At 64.0% G+C, this 16,173-nt stretch carries 13 protein-coding genes; 6 read left to right on the top strand and 7 right to left on the bottom strand.

Translation table 11 applies throughout. The features are described 5' to 3' along the window. Window positions 1-66 precede the first annotated feature (66 nt). From NKK50_RS07515 to NKK50_RS07500, 4 genes are all read right to left on the bottom strand, one after another. Complete coding sequence (locus NKK50_RS07515) at window positions 67-1,437, bottom strand: glutamine synthetase family protein (protein ID WP_023744175.1); 1,371 nt, start codon at window positions 1,435-1,437, stop codon at window positions 67-69. Between the two features lie 79 nt (window positions 1,438-1,516). Next, window positions 1,517-3,073, bottom strand: coding sequence for an amino acid permease (locus tag NKK50_RS07510; RefSeq protein ID WP_023744174.1), 1,557 nt, complete (start codon window positions 3,071-3,073; stop codon window positions 1,517-1,519). Between the two features lie 78 nt (window positions 3,074-3,151). Continuing rightward, window positions 3,152-4,696 (bottom strand): amino acid permease, encoded by a 1,545-nt coding sequence (locus tag NKK50_RS07505; RefSeq protein ID WP_023691842.1) that lies wholly within the window; start codon window positions 4,694-4,696, stop codon window positions 3,152-3,154. Window positions 4,697-4,713: 17 nt separating this feature from the next. Beyond that, the gene (locus NKK50_RS07500; protein ID WP_023686445.1) at window positions 4,714-5,532 is read right to left on the bottom strand and encodes an N-formylglutamate amidohydrolase; all 819 of its coding nucleotides are present in this window, start codon (window positions 5,530-5,532) and stop codon (window positions 4,714-4,716) included. 147 nt (window positions 5,533-5,679) lie between these two features. Between NKK50_RS07500 and NKK50_RS07495 the strand changes: the two genes are divergently transcribed. The 3 genes from NKK50_RS07495 to NKK50_RS07485 all read left to right on the top strand — a co-directional run bounded on the left by NKK50_RS07495 (window position 5,680) and on the right by NKK50_RS07485 (window position 10,970). Further along, window positions 5,680-6,507: a MurR/RpiR family transcriptional regulator gene (locus NKK50_RS07495; RefSeq protein WP_023686446.1), complete on the top strand. Its 828-nt coding sequence runs from the start codon at window positions 5,680-5,682 to the stop codon at window positions 6,505-6,507. Between the two features lie 171 nt (window positions 6,508-6,678). Continuing rightward, window positions 6,679-7,842 carry an efflux RND transporter periplasmic adaptor subunit gene (locus NKK50_RS07490; protein ID WP_023744173.1) on the top strand — a complete coding sequence of 388 codons (1,164 nt, stop codon included), beginning with the start codon at window positions 6,679-6,681 and terminating at the stop codon, window positions 7,840-7,842. Next, a complete protein-coding gene (locus tag NKK50_RS07485) occupies window positions 7,839-10,970 on the top strand; it encodes an efflux RND transporter permease subunit (RefSeq protein ID WP_023671158.1) in 3,132 nt (1,043 codons plus the stop codon). Before NKK50_RS07490 ends, NKK50_RS07485 begins: the two co-directional genes overlap by 4 nt. A gap of 181 nt (window positions 10,971-11,151) precedes the next feature. Here the strand turns inward: NKK50_RS07485 and NKK50_RS07480 are convergent, their stop codons facing one another. The 3 genes from NKK50_RS07480 to NKK50_RS07470 are packed head-to-tail and all read right to left on the bottom strand — an operon-like array spanning window position 11,152 to window position 13,644. Then, the gene (locus tag NKK50_RS07480) at window positions 11,152-12,189 is read right to left on the bottom strand and encodes a zinc-binding dehydrogenase (RefSeq protein WP_023744172.1); all 1,038 of its coding nucleotides are present in this window, start codon (window positions 12,187-12,189) and stop codon (window positions 11,152-11,154) included. An 11-nt stretch (window positions 12,190-12,200) separates the two neighbouring features. Next, entirely contained in the window at window positions 12,201-12,503 is a 303-nt protein-coding gene (locus NKK50_RS07475) for a zinc-binding dehydrogenase (protein WP_084558271.1), read from the bottom strand. Beyond that, window positions 12,406-13,644, bottom strand: a complete 1,239-nt coding sequence (locus NKK50_RS07470; protein WP_023686451.1) for an acyl-CoA dehydrogenase family protein — start codon at window positions 13,642-13,644, stop codon at window positions 12,406-12,408. Before NKK50_RS07470 ends, NKK50_RS07475 begins: the two co-directional genes overlap by 98 nt. 126 nt (window positions 13,645-13,770) lie before the next feature. On the opposite strand from NKK50_RS07470, the gene NKK50_RS07465 reads away from it, so the two are divergent. From NKK50_RS07465 to NKK50_RS07455, 3 genes are read left to right on the top strand one after another with little or no spacing between them, the layout of a single operon-like run. Next, window positions 13,771-14,586: an SDR family oxidoreductase gene (locus NKK50_RS07465; RefSeq protein ID WP_023695624.1), complete on the top strand. Its 816-nt coding sequence runs from the start codon at window positions 13,771-13,773 to the stop codon at window positions 14,584-14,586. Then, window positions 14,583-15,098, top strand: a complete 516-nt coding sequence (locus NKK50_RS07460; protein WP_280790513.1) for a MaoC family dehydratase — start codon at window positions 14,583-14,585, stop codon at window positions 15,096-15,098. The genes NKK50_RS07465 and NKK50_RS07460 overlap by 4 nt, the downstream gene beginning before the upstream one ends. Beyond that, window positions 15,095-16,126, top strand: coding sequence for a phosphotransferase family protein (locus tag NKK50_RS07455; RefSeq protein WP_023728438.1), 1,032 nt, complete (start codon window positions 15,095-15,097; stop codon window positions 16,124-16,126). Before NKK50_RS07460 ends, NKK50_RS07455 begins: the two co-directional genes overlap by 4 nt. Window positions 16,127-16,173 lie beyond the last annotated feature (47 nt).

Genomic DNA, 16,173 nt, shown 5'->3' with positions numbered 1-16,173 from the left:
TGCAGTTTACAGGTACCATATGGTACTAACTTCACCACATTGTCAACATTAAAGCTGTATAAAGTTTTAGTACCGCTCGAACCCTCTGTGCAGTTCCCAATCCGTAATGCGGCGGTCGTATTCGAACTGCTCCCACTTTGCGGTGTGGACATAATGTTCGAGCACATCGTCGCCGAGCGCCTGCTTCAGCATCTTCGACTTGGCCAGCGTCTCGGTGGCGTCACGCAGCGTTTTCGGGATCTCCGGCAGGCGCGAGGCCTGGTAGGCATCGCCGACGAACGGCTTCTGCAGTTCGAGCTTCTCATCGATGCCGGCAAGGCCGGCCGCGATCAGCGCTGCGAAAGCGAGATAGGGGTTCAGGTCGGCGCCGCCGATGCGGCATTCCATGCGGATGCCCTTGGTGCCCTCGCCGCACAGGCGGAAGCCGGCGGTGCGGTTGTCCTCGCTCCACATGATCTTGGTCGGTGCGAAGGTGCCGGCCTGGAAGCGCTTGTAGGAGTTGATGTAGGGCGCTAGGAACCAGGTAAACTCCTTGGCGTATTTGAGCTGCCCAGCCGCCCATTGCTGGCCAAGCGTGGACAAAGTCCAGTCCGCCTTCTTGTCGAAGAACAATGGCGTCTTGCCGTCGGCGCTCCACAGCGAATTGTGGATGTGGCTGGAATTACCGGCGAGCCCGTAATTGTATTTCGACATGAAGGAAATCGACTTGCCTTCGGACTCGGCAATCTCCTTGGCGCCGTTCTTCAGGATGACGTGGCGGTCGGCCATGTCGAGCGCTTCGGCATAGCGCACATTGATCTCTTCCTGGCCCGGGCCCCATTCGCCCTTGGAATTCTCGATCGGAATGCCGGCCGCTTCCATCTCGTTGCGAAGCCGGCGCATGACGCCTTCTTCCTTGGTGGTGATGCCGATCTGGTAGTCGCCAATATAGGGCGAAGCGGTATCGAGGCCCTGCCAGTGCTTCTTGCGGGCGGAATCATAGGTCTCGTTGAACAGATAGAATTCGAGCTCCGAGGCGAAGTAGCCGATATAGCCGCGTTCGGTGAGCCGCTTGACCTGCTTTTTCAGCATCGCGCGCGGCGAATGCGGCAGGTCGTCATGGGTGTGGTGGTCGAGCACGTCGCAGATCACCAGCGCCGTCTTTTCCAGCCACGGAATGCGCCGCAGCGTCGCCAGGTCCGGCTTCATGACGAAGTCGCCATAGCCTTTCGACCAGCTTGCCGCCTTGTAGCCCGGCACCGGCTCCATATCGATGTCGGCGGCGAGCAGATAGTTGCAGCCATGCGTCTCGTCATGAGCAGAATCCACAAAGTACTGCGCCAGGAAACGCTTTCCAGCCAGCCGCCCCTGCATGTCGACGATGCAGGCCAGCACCGTGTCGATCTCGCCATTGGAGACCGCTTTCTTCAACTGATCGAACGAGAAATTTCCGGCCATTCCTTTGGCACTCCAGTGCTTGGTCGTTGAGGACGAAACCATAGCCGGCTGCACGCCGGCCATGGCCATGATGGTGACGTCAGTGGCCGGTTTCGCCGACCGCCTGTTCGGCGGCCTTGATCGCTGCCTGACGCGCCGCGATGATGTCGCCCAGCGGCGGGCCCTGGAAGCGATTGCGCTCGAAGGCGAACCAGATAATCGCCGTCAGGATGAAGAAGCCGACGGTGATGTACAGCGCCCAGTCGTTCGGCGGCTGGATGCCGATGATGAAGATCAGGATCATCGACACGATCGAGAGAACGCCGAACAGCATGAAGATGCCACGGCCCAGGTTCCACGGTCCCATCTTGTCCCACTTCGGCGTGCCCCAGGCCAGCATGCCGAGCACGATCGGCACGGTGAAGGACAGGAACAGGAAGATGACGGTGCAGGACACGACGATGGTGTAGGCCGAAGTACCGGCGACCGAAACCAGCGTCGAACCCCAGACGAACAGCACCGACAGGACCGACGCCGTCCAGATCGCCGCCACCGGCGTGCGATAGGTCGGGCTGACCTTGGCCAGTGCCGACGAGCCCGGCAGGCCGCCGTCACGCGAGAAGGCAAAGATCATGCGCGAAGCCGAGGTGACGGTTGCGAGGCCGCACAACAGCTGGGCGATGAACACGACGAGGTAGACGAACTCCTTGAGGCCGGGACTGACGCGCTGGTCGAAGGCCCAGAAGAACACGTTCCAACCCTGCTTGGCGGCGTCGTCCATGTTGGGGATCATCAGTACGAAGGCGGCCAGGAACAAATAGCCGAAGACCGCCGACCAGATAACCGACATCACCATCGCACGCGGCACCGATGAGGCCGCCTTGATGGTTTCCTCGGAAGTGTGTGCCGAAGCATCGTAGCCGGTGATGGTGTAGATCGGCAGCAGAAGGCCGAGAGCGAACACCCAGGCGTTCGAGACGGACGGCCAGACGCTGGCGCCGGCCTCACCCGAGTAGTTGTGGAAGGTGAAGAGCCGGCTGAAATCCCAGGTCTCGGCGGAGAACAGGCAGACGACAGCAATCAGGATCGAGCCGAAGAAGATCAGGTAACCCGAAAAGTCGGTCAACTTCGCAGTCAGCTTGATGCCGAGATGGTTGATCAGCGCTTGGGCGCCGGTGATGATGACCAGGAAGATCATCTGATTGGTCAGCGTACCCTCGATGCCGAGCGTCGGCCCGAAGGCGCCGATGAAGAACGTCCAGGTGCCGACATTGATGGCGCCGAGCACGGTGATCAGGCCGAGCAGGTTGAGCCAGGCCGTCACCCAGCCGGTGCCGCGATTGCCGAGGATCGAACCCCAGTGATAGAGGCCGCCGGCCGTCGGATAGGCCGAGCTGATCTGCGACATGGCGACCGCGAAGGTAAGCGAGACGAAGCAGCCGACCAGCCAGCCGATGCCGATGCCGATACCGCCGGCGCCCGACGTTGCCTGCGCCAGCGAATTGATGCCGCCCGACAGGATGCAGATGATGGAGAAGGAAACGGCGAAGTTGGAGAAGCGGCTTAGCCGCCGCTCAAGTTCCTGGGCGTAGCCCATGGAATGGAGGTGCTTTACGTCTTCCGCCTTGTCTGTGTCTGAATAACCCGGTGCTGCCATTGTAGTCCCCTTTGCATTCTTAGCTGGCCGGCCCTGCCCCGGTCGGCTTGCGCCGGCCGGAGCATCTAGTCTTTGCTGTTAGCCTGCCGTCTGGCCGACGGCTGCTTCCGCGGCCGCGATCTCGGAAGCGCGGCGAGCAATGTCGGCGCCGATCGGCGGGCCTTTGAAGCGGCGCGATTCGATGCCGAACCACAGAACCACCAGCAGAACGATCAGGCCGATGGCATAGTTGATCAGGATGTCGAAGGGCGGCTGGATGCCGGCATACATCAGCACCAGAACGCCAAGCACCGTGATGACGGCGAACGGCTTGGACCAGATGCCGAGGCGGAACGGGCCGAATTCGGTCCAGCTCTTGCCCTCGGCAAGCAGGCCGGCGGCCACGGGCATGGCGTAGGACACGTAGAGGAACAATGCACAGCCGGCCGCCAGTGCGGCAAAAGCCGGCGAGTACAATGTCGCTGCGACTGCGAGCACCGCTCCGAGCCAGATCGCCGCCACGGGCGTGCGCCATGTCGGGCTGACGGTTTTCCACACCGACGAACCGGGCAGGCCGCCGTCACGCGCGAAGGCAAAGATCATGCGCGAGGTCGACGTCAGTCCGGCGAGCGCGCAGATGAAGTTCGCCAGCACGATCGCGATGGCAATGATGCTCTTCAGCAGGAATGGCGCCGGCAGATTGTTGAAGAGATTGAACCAGGCATTGGCGCCATCCTTGGCCGTCGCTGCCAGATCGGGGCTGGCCAGTACGAACGAAACGGCCATGACGAAGCCGAACACCAGCGACCACAGAACCGAATGGATCATGCCGCGCGGCACCGCCACGCGGGCATTGTGGGTCTCTTCGGACGTGTGGGCCGAAGCGTCGAAGCCGGTGATGGTGTAGAGTGGGTAGAGCAGGCCGATCAGGAAGGCGACGAGTGCCGTCCGTGCGGTCGGAACGTAGCCTGCGCCTGGATCACCGGTGTTGTTGACGAAGGTGGTGAGCCGCGAGAAATCCCAGCTTGCGCCCCAGATCAGGAACATCGCGGTCAACACGACGGCGACGACCAGAATGAGGTAGCCCGAGAAATCCGTCAGCATGGTGGTGAGCCTGATACCGAAATGGTTGATCAGCGCCTGCGCGACCGTGATGATCACAACGCCGATCACCTGCTCCTGATAGCCCCACGCGGAGACGTCGTTACCGAACACGCCGGACCAGACAAGGTCCTTGAACAGCGCGTAGACGCCGACATTGACCGAGGCGACGACGAAGACCAGGCCGAGCAAGTTGATCCAGGCCGTGGCCCAGCCCCAGCCGCGCCCGCCGAGAATTGACGACCAGTGGTAGAGACCGCCGGCCGTCGGATAGGCCGAGCCGATCTGGCCAAGGGACGCGGCAACGACAAGTGCAAAGACGCCGCCGATGACCCAGCCGACAGTCGCCTCGAAGCCGCTGCCGGTCGCCATGGCCAGCGGGAAGGACGTGATGCCGCCCGCCAGAATGCAAATGATCGAAAAGGAAATAGCGAAGTTCGAGAAGCCGCTCATGCGGCGAGCCAACTCCTGGGCATAGCCCATGCTATGGAGGGTTTTTACATCCTCCGATCTTTCAGCGTCTGATTTGTCCGGTCCTGCCATTTTCGTCCCCTGTTTTTCTAGCTGGCCGATTGAACTGACTTTCCCACTGCGTGTCGCCGGGAACCCTTGGCCTCCTCGGGTTCCAGGTCAGAAAAAATGCCTGTGAGCAGATCCGCCCATTTCCGCTGCCCGGTCTCGCCGGAGATCTCGTCGTTGCGGATTTCGATCATTGCGCAGGCAAGGCCGCGCGAGCGTGCATGGCGCTCCAAAGTGAAATAGACGCGGTCGGCCGGCGAATAGGGCTCGTTGATGCCGACACTGACGCCGGAGAGCCGCTGCAGCGCCGCTATGAGCGGCGACGCCAGCCGGCGGTCGTCATCGTGGATGATGCCGATATGCCAGGGCCGGTTCTTGCCCTTGTAGACCGGGGTGAAGGAATGCACCGACACCAGCCGGGTCTCCTGCCCACGCGCCTGCCGGTCGTCGATGATCGATGCGATCGTGTCGTGGAACGGCCGCCACGACAAAGCGATGCGCTCGGCGCGCTCACTGTCCGACAGGCCGGCATTGCCCGGAATGGCCGTCGTCTCGCTGACCGGCGGCACCAGGTCCGGTGCGTCGAGCGGACGGTTGCAGTCGATGATCAGGCGCGAGATGCGGGTTTCGATGAGCGTCGCATCGAGGGCGGTCGCGATGCGGCGGGCCACCGGCAGCGCGCCGGGGTCCCAGGCGATGTGGCGGGAGAGATCTTCGGCCGGCAGGCCAAGCGTGCCGAATTCGGATGGCAGGAAGTTGGAAGCGTGGTCGCAGGTCAGCACGAAAGGGCTGGACCCGCCGGGGTTCGTCACCCCTACGGTATCAGACGATGCAAGGCTGGCGGGCCGTGCTCTCTCCATAGTCTGCCGTCCCCTGGGGAGCGCTGTATCTTATGTTACGTATTTTGCGTCATTGCGTCCCTGTGGATGATTTCATACAGTTTGTCCGGCTTTGTCAAACGCGATTTCGGGGAAGCGGTCTGGACGGGCTCAGGGGTGGGGAAAACGATGATTTCCAGCATTGCCGAACTGATTTCGGACCGCATCGGCACGATGCCGGCCGGCGAGCGCCGCGCCGCGCAAACGCTGATTGCCAACTATCCGCTGATCGGGCTGAAGACGGTCGCCGAGTTCTCGACCGCCGCCGGCGTATCGTCGCCGACCATCCTGCGCTTTGTCTCCAGGCTGGGGTTCCAGAACTATCCCGAATTCCAGTCGGCGCTGCAGGACGAACTGGCGGCGCAATTGCAGTCGCCGGCATCGCGCACGCTCAATCCGGCCTCACCGGGCAGCAGTGCCGTGTCGCCAATGCTGGAGGCGACGCTGGACAATATGCGCGAGACCTTCAGGCATCTGTCCGACAGGCAGCTTGCCGACATCGCCGAAAGGCTCGCCGAACGGCGCGGCAAGACATTCCTGATCGGCGGCCGCTTCACCGATCCGTTGGCGCGCTACATGGCCGCCCACCTCGCCATCATCCAGCCCGACGTTTATCACCTCGCCGGTCAGGAGAGCATCTGGCGCGACCGGCTGATTGACATGGGCAAGCGCGACGTGCTGGTGATCTTCGACATCAGGCGCTACCAGGACAGTCTGGTACGCTTTGCCGAGACCGCGCATCAGCGCGGCGTACAGATCGTGCTGTTCACCGACCAGTGGCTATCGCCGATCGCCCGCTTCGCCCGCCATGTCATTGCAGGACGCACCGCCGTGCCTTCGGCGTGGGACTCTTCCGCCGCTCTGTTCGTTGTCGCCGAGACGCTGATCGGCGCTGTCACCAGGCAGCTCGAGGCCGACAGCGCCAAGCGCATCCGCGACCTGGAAAGCCTGCGCTGACACGCTCAATCCCGGCCGCAGGTGCGCAAAATTACGCAGATTTAATGTGCATGGAAGCGGCAGAATTGCCATAAAGCCATGATATTGCGGCGGCTTCGCACATACCGGGTGCGTCGCTGCGCGTTTTTTTGCTTGGTGAAACCGGTAGACGTTTTGCCAACCGGAGTGTCGATGGTCGCCTGGAAACAGATCGTTTTTGCGCTTGTGATCCTGGTCGCGGCTGTCCTCGCCTGGGCGCGATTCTTCCCGGGCGCGCCGGAGGTTCTGGCACGCTGGGGTATCGACTGGACCTATGCTTCGGCGCCCGCCACAACCGGTGCGGTCGACACGACAAAACAGGCAGGCGGTCGCAACGCTGCCGGCCGCCCGGCAAATGTCGTCGCCTTGCCTGCGGCCACCGCCACCATCAACGATCGCCTGCAGGCGATCGGCACCGGCCGCGCCAATGCCTCGGTGACGGTCAACCCGTACAGCTCCGGCCGGCTGGTTGAATTCCTCGTCCAGTCCGGTACCCGCGTCGACAAGGGGCAGATCATCGCTGTTCTCGATTCCGAGACCGAGGTGATCTCGCAGGATCGTGCCAAGCTCGCCTTGCAGGATGCCCAGGACAAGCTCGAGCGGGTGAAATCATTGAGGGCCTCCAACGCCGCGACCCCGGTCGCCGTCGCCGATGCCCAAGTGGTGCTGGCCGGCGCCAAACTGGCGCTGCAGGATGCCGAACTCGCCTTGCAGCGTCGTTCGATCGTCGCCCCTATCGCCGGCACGGTCGGCATCCTGCCGATATCGGCCGGCAATTACGTCACCAGCCAGTCGGCGATCGCCACGCTTGACGACCGCTCCTCCATCCTGGTCGATTTCTTGGTGCCCGAGCGCTTCGCCGCCGCCGTCAAGGTCGGCGCGCAACTGTCGGCGACGCCGATCGCCAATCCGAGCAAGGCCTATACCGGCACTGTGTCGGCCATCGACAACCACATCGACGAAAAGAGCCGCACTCTGCTGGTCAAGGCTGCAATCGCCAATCCAGCGGATTCGCTGCGCGCCGGCATGTCGTTCGGCATCACCATGCGCTTCCCCGGCGACACCTACCCGGCCGTCAGCCCGCTGGCAATCCTGTGGGGTTCCGACGGCGCCTATGTCTGGCAGGTCGAGGACGGCAAGGCCAGGCGCGTTCCCGTGCGCATCATCCAGCGCAACACCGAGACGGTGCTGATCGACGCCGAGATCGAGGATGGCGACATGGTGGTGACCGAAGGCACCCAGAGCGTCAGCGAAGGCGGCGCGGTCCGCATCGCCGGCCAGGACAAGCGCGCCGCGGACGCCGCCGAAGGCTCATGACCGCGCCTGTCAGCACCGCCAGCGAAACCGGCTTCACCGCTCTCTTCATCCGCAGGCCGGTCATGGCCTTCGTGCTGAACACGCTGATCGCAGTGGCCGGCCTTGCCGCCTTCTATGGCGTCGAAATCCGCGAACTGCCCGACGTCGACCGCGCCGTGGTCACCGTGTCGACGGCCTTCGAGGGTGCCGCCGCCGAAACCGTCGACCGTGAACTGACCGACACCATCGAGGGCGCGGTCGCCCGCGTCTCCGGCGTCAAGTCGATCTCGTCGACCTCTTCCTTCGGCCAGAGCCGCGTCACCATCGAGTTCAACGACGGCGTCGATTTGAACGTCGCCGCCTCCGACGTGCGCGACGCGGTCGGCCGTGTCGCCAACATGATACCGGAGACCGCCGACCCGCCGCGCATCGTCAAGGCCGATGCCAATTCCGATGCCGTGATGCGACTGGCCGTCACCTCCGACACCATGTCGGTGCAGGACATGACGGTGATCGTCCAGGACCAGATCGAGGACGAACTGGCCGCCGTGCCCGGCGTCGCCGACGTTCAGGTCTATGGCGACCGCGACAAGATCTTCCGCATCGATGTCGACCAGAACAAGCTCGCCAGCCTCGGCTTCACTGTCGCCGATCTGAGGGCAGCGCTTGCCTCGGTCGCTTTCGATTCACCAGCCGGTTCGATCACCACCACCAACCAGGATCTCATCGTCCGCACCACGGCCGATGTGACGACGCCGGAAGAATTCGAAAACATCATCATCGGCGGCACGACGCGCATCCGCGACGTCGCCACCGTCACGCTCGGTCCCGACATCGGCCAGACCTCGTTGCGCTCCGACGGCAAGACCGGCATTGGCCTTGGCATCATCCGTCAGGCGGAATCGAACACGCTGGATATTTCCACCGGAGTGAAAGCAGCCGTCGCCAAGCTGCAGGAAAACCTGCCCAAGGGCATGTCGATCAAGATCACCAGCGACGACGCAGTCTTCGTCAACGGCGCCGTGCACGAGGTCGAGATCGCGCTCGGCCTGTCGATCTCCATGGTGCTGATCGTCATCTACATCTTCCTGCTCGACTGGCGCGCGACGCTGATCCCTGGTCTGTCAATGCCGGTCGCCATGATCGGCACCATCGCCGCCATCTATCTCGCAGGCTTCTCCATCAACATTCTGACGCTTCTGGCGCTGGTGCTGGCGACCGGCCTTGTCGTCGACGACGCCATCGTCGTTTTGGAAAACATCGTGCGACGGCGCAACGAAGGCATGGGGCCTCGTGCCGCCGCCGTGCTCGGCGCCCAAGAAGTGTTCTTCGCAGTCATCGCCACGACGCTGACGCTCGTTGCCGTTTTCGTGCCGATCTCCTTCCTGCCGGGACAGACCGGCGGCCTGTTTCGCGAATTCGGCTTCGTCCTCGCCATGTCGGTGCTGCTCTCCTGCGTGGTGGCGCTGACGCTGTGCCCGATGCTGGCCTCGCGCATGTTGACCGGCGCATCGCTCCACCATGAAGGCGGTCACGGCATTGGCGCGCGCGTCGGTGGCGCGCTGAACGCGGCCTACAAGCGCGCCTTGCATGCCTGCCTCGGCGCGCCGTGGATCGTGCTGCTGGTTGCGGTGCTGTTTGCGGGCGTCGCCTTCAGCCTGTTCGGCACCATCCGCCAGGAACTGACGCCGAGCGAGGACCGCGCCGTCGTGCTGTTGCGCATCAACGCGCCGCAAGGCGTCAGCCTCGATTACACCACGCAGCAGATGCAGAAGATCGAGCGGCTGATCCAGCCGCTGCGCGATTCCGGCGAGATCGTCTCGACCTTCGAAAACGCCGGCCAGAACGGCGCCTACAATTCCGGCTTCATGGTGATGACGCTGGCGCCGTGGGACGAGCGCACGCGCAGCCAGCAGGAGATCATGGCGCAGATAAGCCAGCTGACCCGGCAGGTGCCATCCGTGCGCATCTTCCCGGTGCAGGCCAATAGCCTCGGCATTCGCGGCGCCGGCAACGGCCTGCAATTCGCGCTGGTCGGCAACGACCGCAAGGCGCTCGGCGACGCGGCGGTGAAGATCATCGCCCGGATGCAGGCCGATCCGCGCTTCCAGACGCCGCGGCTTTCCATCGACCCGACGCAGCCGCAGCTGGCGGTGGCGATCGACCGCGAGCGCGCCTCCGATCTCGGCATCGACATATCGGGTCTCGCCAACACCTTGCAGGCCATGCTCGACGGCAACGATGTCGTCGATGTCTACATCGCCGACCGCAGCTATGGCGTGAAGCTGGTCTCGACCACCAACCCGATCAATGATCCGACCGATCTGGAAAACATCTTCCTGAAGACCGCCGACGGCCGCTTCGTGCCAATGTCGACCATCGCCACGCTGACCGAGCGCGCCGTGCCGCCGTCGCTGACCCGCGAACAGCAGCAGCCTTCGGTGGCGATCACCTCGAACCTGAACGGCAATTTCGCACTGGGTGACGCGCTCGGCGTTGCCGAGCAGATCGCCGCCCCGCTGCTGCCGCCGGGCAGCCGCGTCCTGCCGCTGGCCGAAGCCGCGACGCTCGGCGAGACCAACAGCGCCATGATCACCATTTTCGGCTTCGCGCTGGTCATCATCCTCCTGGTGCTCGCCGCCCAGTTCGAAAGCTTCGTCAGCGCCGTCATCATCATGGCGACGGTCCCCCTTGGCCTTGCCTGCGCAATCTTTGCGCTGCTTTTGTCAGGCACCAGCCTCAATGCCTACAGCCAGATCGGCCTCGTGCTTCTGGTCGGCGTCATGGCCAAGAACGGCATCCTCATCGTCGAATTCGCCAACCAGCTGCGCGACCGCGGCCTCGGCGTGCGCGAGGCGATCGAGCAGGCCTCGATCATCCGCCTGCGGCCGGTGATGATGACGATGATCTGCACCATCCTCGGCGGGGTCCCGCTGGTGCTGGCCGCCGGCGCCGGTGCCGAAGCGCGCATCGCGCTCGGCTGGGTCATCGTCGGCGGGCTGGGTCTCGCCACCGTCTCGACGCTGTTCCTGACCCCGGTCGCCTACCTCCTGCTCGGCCGCTTCGTCACGCCGAAGGCGCATGAGGAAGCGAGGCTGAAGCGGGAGCTTGAGGAAGCGGCGTACGCCAATGTCGAGCCGGCGGAGTAGCTCCGCTTACCCTCCCCCTTGTGGGGAGGGTCGGACCGCAGGTCCGGGGTGGGGGTGCAGCGCCAACTAACGTCGGTCCAGCGCTCCCGCGAATAACAGAGGTAGGAGCCAAGACCCCCACCCCGACGAAAGAGCAAAATTGCTCTTCGTCGACCCTCCCCACAAGGGGGAGGGTAGAAAGTCACGGCCTGATAAACACCTTCCCGTTCGGCTTGGCCAGCTCCGCCGGGGCCTTCGCCATCGCCTCATCCAGCGGTAGCACCGCCGTCACGTCGGTTGACCAGCGCCCATCCGAAAAGCGCTTCTGTGCTTCCATGATCGCCGGGCCGCGCTTGTCGCGGAACTGGCGCATCCATTCGACCAGCCAGAAGCCTTCAATGTGCTTGTGTTGGAAGATCATCTGGCCGGGCTCACGGATGACAGTGGTGTCCGGATCGAGCCGTCCATAGATGATCCAGCGCGAGCGCTTCGGCATGGCGTCGAAGATCGCCGAGGCCAGCGGCCCGGTCACGGCATCGAGGAAGATGCGCGGCTGCTCGGCCTTGACCACATCGCGTAGTGCTGCCTTGAAATCCGGCGCCTTCTCGTTGAGCACATGGGCAGCCCCGATCTCCTTCAACAGCGGAATCTGCTCGTCGCGGCGCACGGTGACGATCGGCCGGAACCCAGCCTCCTTGGCGAGACCCGCGATCAGCTTGCAAAGCTGGCTGGCGCCGGCGGTCATGATGAAGGCTTTTTCGCCCGTCTGCTTGACGATGTCGAACATGGCGAGCGCCGTGAGCGGGTTGACGATCATCGCCGCGCCATCCTCGTCGCGGACCGTGTCGAGCAGCGGAATGCAGCCGGCAGCTTCGGCAACTGCATAGTCCGCCCACGCGCCCCAATTGGTGACGCCGGTGGTGAAGGCGATGCGCTTGCCGATCAGGCTTTTCGCATAGGGCTCGTCGCCGCTGGCAACGACCGTGCCGACACCCTCGAAGCCGGCCGGCTGGCCCTTGGCGCGCGGCTGACCGTACTGGCCCTTGATGAACATGACGTCGGACGGGTTGATCGAGGCGAGGCTGACCTTGATCAGCACCTGGCTCGGTCCGGGCGTCGGCACGCCGATGCTGCCCAGCGTGAGATACGGCTCCATCGCCTCCAGCACGCTGCCGGAGGGCGTCCTGGTGTAGCCGTCGCCGATCAGCAGCAGTGCTCTCATGTCTGAAGGTATCGCCATGGCGGGGCTCCTTAACGTTTGAGGATGAGCTTGCCGGATGCGCCACGGCCAAGCACGCGCGTCAGCACGGCGGCGGCATCGGCCAGCGGATAAGTGCCTTCGATGACCGGCCAAACCTTGCCGGCGAGATGCCAGCCGACCAGTTCCTTCAGATTGTCGGCATGGACGAGCTGGCCGAGCGGCGCGAAATCGCGGGCGATAATGGCCTTCATCCGCTCAGACCTTTTCCTGCGTGTATTTCCTGAGCTCCGTACGCGCCACCTGCCGGCGGTGCACGGCGTCCGGCCCGTCGGCGAGGCGCAGGGTTCGCAGATGCGTCCATGAGCGTGCCAGCGGCGTGTCCTGGCTGATGCCTTGCGCCCCGAACATCTGCACGGCCTCGTCGGTGACCTTGAGCGCGACGCGCGGTGCGATGACCTTGATCTGGCTGATCCAGGGCGCGGCTGCGCGCGCATCGCCTTGGTCGATCATCCACGCCGCCTTGAGGCAGAGCAGCCGCGCCATCTCGATCTCCATGCGGCATTCGGCGATGATGTCGAAATTGGCGCCGAGCTTGGCCAAGGGCTGGCCGAAGGCCTCGCGGCGCACCGAGCGCTGGCACAGCAGCTCCAGCGCCATTTCGGCCTGGCCGATGGCGCGCATGCAATGGTGGATGCGGCCGGGGCCAAGCCGCCCCTGGGCGATCTCGAACCCCCTGCCCTCGCCGAGGATCAGGTTTCCGGCCGGCACCCTGACATTGTCGAAGCGAAGATGCATGTGGCCATGCGGCGCGTCGTCGTCGCCATAGACCTGCATCGGCCGCAGCTTGGTCACGCCCTTGGTGCCGGACGGCACCAGGATCATCGAATGGCGGCGGTGCTGCGTCTCGGCTTCGCCGGTGCGAACCATGACAATGTAGATGGCGCAGCGCGGGTCCCCGGCCCCCGACGCCCACCATTTCTCGCCGTTGAGTACATAGTCGCCGCCTTGCTTTTCGCAGCGCATGGCGATGTTGGTGGCGTCGGAGGAGGCGACATCCGGCTCCGTCATCAGATAGGCCGAGCGGATTTTCCCCTCGAGCAGCGGCGCCAGCCATGCCTGCTTGTGGTCCTCCGAGCCATAGCGCTCCAGCACCTCCATATTGCCGGTGTCGGGCGCTGAGCAATTGAAGGTCTCCGCGCCGAGATGCGCCTTGCCCATCTCCTCGGCCAGATAGGCATATTCGACGGTTGACAGCCCATAGCCGCGCTCGGAGCCGGTCAGCCAGAAATTCCACAGGCCGCGATCCTTGGCCGTTTTCTTCAACCCTTCGAGGATTTCGGTCTGCCGCGCGGTATAGACCCAGCGGTCGCCGCCCTTGCCGACCTCGCTCAAAAACTCATGATCGAGCGGCATGATCTCGTCGCGCACCATAGCGGCGACGCGGGCGTGGATCGGCTTCAGCCGCTCGGTCATGCCGAGATTGATGTCCGCCATCGGTCTCCAACCCTTTCACGCATCCAGGCACTTTACCCGTGGCAAGGATGACCGTACTTCGGTTAGCCTTGTCAACGCGAGCCCTTTCGCCCCGGACCGTGAGCAGAAAGGCGCGGAGGAATTGCGATGAGCTATCTGGAAGAACTGTTCTCAGTCGCGGGTAAGACCGCGCTGGTAACGGGAGCCGCGACCGGCATCGGCCGCATGGTTGCGACCGCTTTGGTCCAGGCCGGCGCTACCGTGATGATCGCCTCGCGCAAGGGCAAGGATTGCATCAAGGTCGCCGCTGAGTTGAACGGGCTCGGCGGCTCCGGCAGTGCCGAAGGTTTCGCCGGTGACGTCTCGAGCGAAGCCGGCATTGCCGCGCTGGTCAGCGAGGTCAAGGCGCGCACCGAGAAGCTGCACATTCTGGTCAACAATGCCGGCATATCCTGGGGTGCCTCCCTGGAGGATTTTCCCTATAGCGGCTGGGCCAAGGTGTTCGCCGTCAACGTCACCGCCGTCTTCCATCTGACGCGCGAATTGCTGCCGCTGCTGGAAGCCGCCGCGAGCGATGCCGATCCGGCCCGCGTCATCAATCTGGGCTCGGTGATGGGCACGCAGCCGCTGGCCGACGACGCCTATTCCTATACCGCGTCCAAAGGCGCCGTTCACCACCTGACGCGCACGCTGGCGATCGAGCTCGCGGCGCGGCGCATCACCGTCAACGCCTTCGCGCCCGGCCCCTTCCAGAGCCGGATGACCGCCTTTGCCACCGGCACCGAAGAAAAGGCCAGACATGTCGGCAGCCATGTGCCGATCGGACGTATCGGCGTGGCGGATGACATCGGCGGCGCAACGCTCTATTTGTGCAGCCGCGCCGGCTCCTATGTCACCGGCGCCATCCTGCCGATCGACGGCGGGCAGTCGGTGCAGCATGGGCTGACACTGTTCAAGGAATGAGCCGCGGTCGGCGGCAAGGGGAGGACACCGCAGTGGAACCGATCAGTCTCGATGTGCTTCTGGCCAGCGTCGGCAAGGAAGTCGGCGTCTCGCCATGGCGCGAGGTCACACAGACCATGATCGACCAGTTCGCCGACGCCACCGACGACCACCAGTTCATCCATTGCGACCCCGAGCGGGCCAAAAACGAGACGCCGTTCGGCGGCACCATCGCGCATGGCTTCCTGTCGTTGTCGCTGCTCTCGGCGATGACCTTCGAGACCATGCCGCCGCTGGAAAAGGGCAAGATGGGCGTCAACCACGGTTTCGATTCGCTGCGCTTCCTGGCGCCGGTGAAGACCGGCGCGCGCATCCGCACCCGCTTCGTGCTGGCCGACGTCAAGGTCAGGCCGTCGGGCTGGGTGCAGACGGCGCATGACGTGACCATCGAGATCGAAGGCTCGAAGAAGCCGGCGCTGACCGCGCGCTGGCTGACGCTGACGCTGATCGAGCGTGAGCCGGAGACCGCATGAGCGACGCCAATACGCTCGACCAGACAGCGCTAGCCCCTTACCTCGAGGCGCACATCCCTGGTTTTGCACGGCTTTCCGCAATCGAAAAATTCAAATCCGGCCAGTCGAACCCGACCTATCTGCTGACCGCGGCCAGCGGCCGCTATGTCCTGCGCGCCAAGCCGCCGGGCCAGTTGCTGAAATCGGCGCATCAGGTCGACCGCGAATTCACGGTCATGAAGGCGCTGGCCGGCACCGCCGTGCCGGTGCCGGCGATGCTGCATCTGTCGGCGGAGGCGACGCCGATCGGCCGCATGTTCTACGTCATGGATTTTCTCGACGGCCGCATCTTCTGGGATCCGGCAGTGCCGGAGGCCGCTGGCAACGATGAGCGCGCCGCCCTCTACGATGCCATGAACGCCACCCTGGCCGCCCTGCACGACGTCGATGTCGAGGCGGTCGGGCTCGGCGATTTCGGCAAACCCGGCAATTACTTCGAACGCCAGCTGGCACGCTGGACCAGCCAGTACCGCGCCTCGGAGACCGGCACGGTCGCCGACATGGACCTGCTGATCGCGTGGCTGGAGACGCATATTCCGGCCGATGACGGCCGAAAATCTCTCGTGCATGGCGACTACCGGCTGGACAACATGATCTTCGCGCACAATGAGCCGAAAGTGCTGGCCGTGCTCGACTGGGAACTGTCGACACTCGGCGATCCCTTCGCCGACATCGCCTATCAATGCATGCAATGGCGCCTGCCGCACGCCTCGGGCTTTCGCGGTCTTGGCGGCGTCGACCGCGCCGCCCTCGGCCTTCCTTCCGAGGACGCGTACGTCGCCGCCTATTGCCGGCGGCGCGGGCTGGGCGGCATCGACAATTGGAGCTTCTTCCTCGCCTTCTCCTTCTTCCGCTTGGCGGCCATCTGTCAGGGCGTCTACAAACGGGCGCTCGACGGCAACGCCTCCAATCCCGAAAAGGCCAGGACCTATGGCGAAGCGGTGAAGCTGCTGTCGCACCTTGCCGCCAAGCTGATCGACCGAACCTGAGTAGACAATGAGATAGTGTGGTCGGCGCGATTTGATGACAGATCGGA

This window comes from Mesorhizobium sp. M0001 (assembly GCF_040324255.1).
In the GTDB taxonomy this organism is placed as follows: domain Bacteria; phylum Pseudomonadota; class Alphaproteobacteria; order Rhizobiales; family Rhizobiaceae; genus Mesorhizobium.
The sequence above is the reverse complement of the archived record's forward strand: the minus strand, read 5'-3'. Positions and strand labels throughout refer to the sequence as shown.

Excerpts from the sequence above, each read along its gene's own strand:
- NKK50_RS07515 (WP_023744175.1), bottom strand. The coding sequence starts at position 1,437 with ATGGCCGGAAATTTCTCGTTCGATCAGTTGAAGAAAGCGGTCTCCAAT.
- NKK50_RS07455 (WP_023728438.1), top strand. The coding sequence starts at position 15,095 with ATGAGCGACGCCAATACGCTCGACCAGACAGCGCTAGCCCCTTACCTC.
- NKK50_RS07485 (WP_023671158.1), top strand. The coding sequence starts at position 7,839 with ATGACCGCGCCTGTCAGCACCGCCAGCGAAACCGGCTTCACCGCTCTC.
- NKK50_RS07460 (WP_280790513.1), top strand. The coding sequence starts at position 14,583 with ATGAGCCGCGGTCGGCGGCAAGGGGAGGACACCGCAGTGGAACCGATC.
- NKK50_RS07465 (WP_023695624.1), top strand. The coding sequence starts at position 13,771 with ATGAGCTATCTGGAAGAACTGTTCTCAGTCGCGGGTAAGACCGCGCTG.
- NKK50_RS07480 (WP_023744172.1), bottom strand. The coding sequence starts at position 12,189 with ATGGCGATACCTTCAGACATGAGAGCACTGCTGCTGATCGGCGACGGC.
- NKK50_RS07490 (WP_023744173.1), top strand. The coding sequence starts at position 6,679 with ATGGTCGCCTGGAAACAGATCGTTTTTGCGCTTGTGATCCTGGTCGCG.
- NKK50_RS07495 (WP_023686446.1), top strand. The coding sequence starts at position 5,680 with ATGATTTCCAGCATTGCCGAACTGATTTCGGACCGCATCGGCACGATG.
- NKK50_RS07505 (WP_023691842.1), bottom strand. The coding sequence starts at position 4,696 with ATGGCAGGACCGGACAAATCAGACGCTGAAAGATCGGAGGATGTAAAA.
- NKK50_RS07470 (WP_023686451.1), bottom strand. The coding sequence starts at position 13,644 with ATGGCGGACATCAATCTCGGCATGACCGAGCGGCTGAAGCCGATCCAC.
- NKK50_RS07500 (WP_023686445.1), bottom strand. The coding sequence starts at position 5,532 with ATGGAGAGAGCACGGCCCGCCAGCCTTGCATCGTCTGATACCGTAGGG.
- NKK50_RS07510 (WP_023744174.1), bottom strand. The coding sequence starts at position 3,073 with ATGGCAGCACCGGGTTATTCAGACACAGACAAGGCGGAAGACGTAAAG.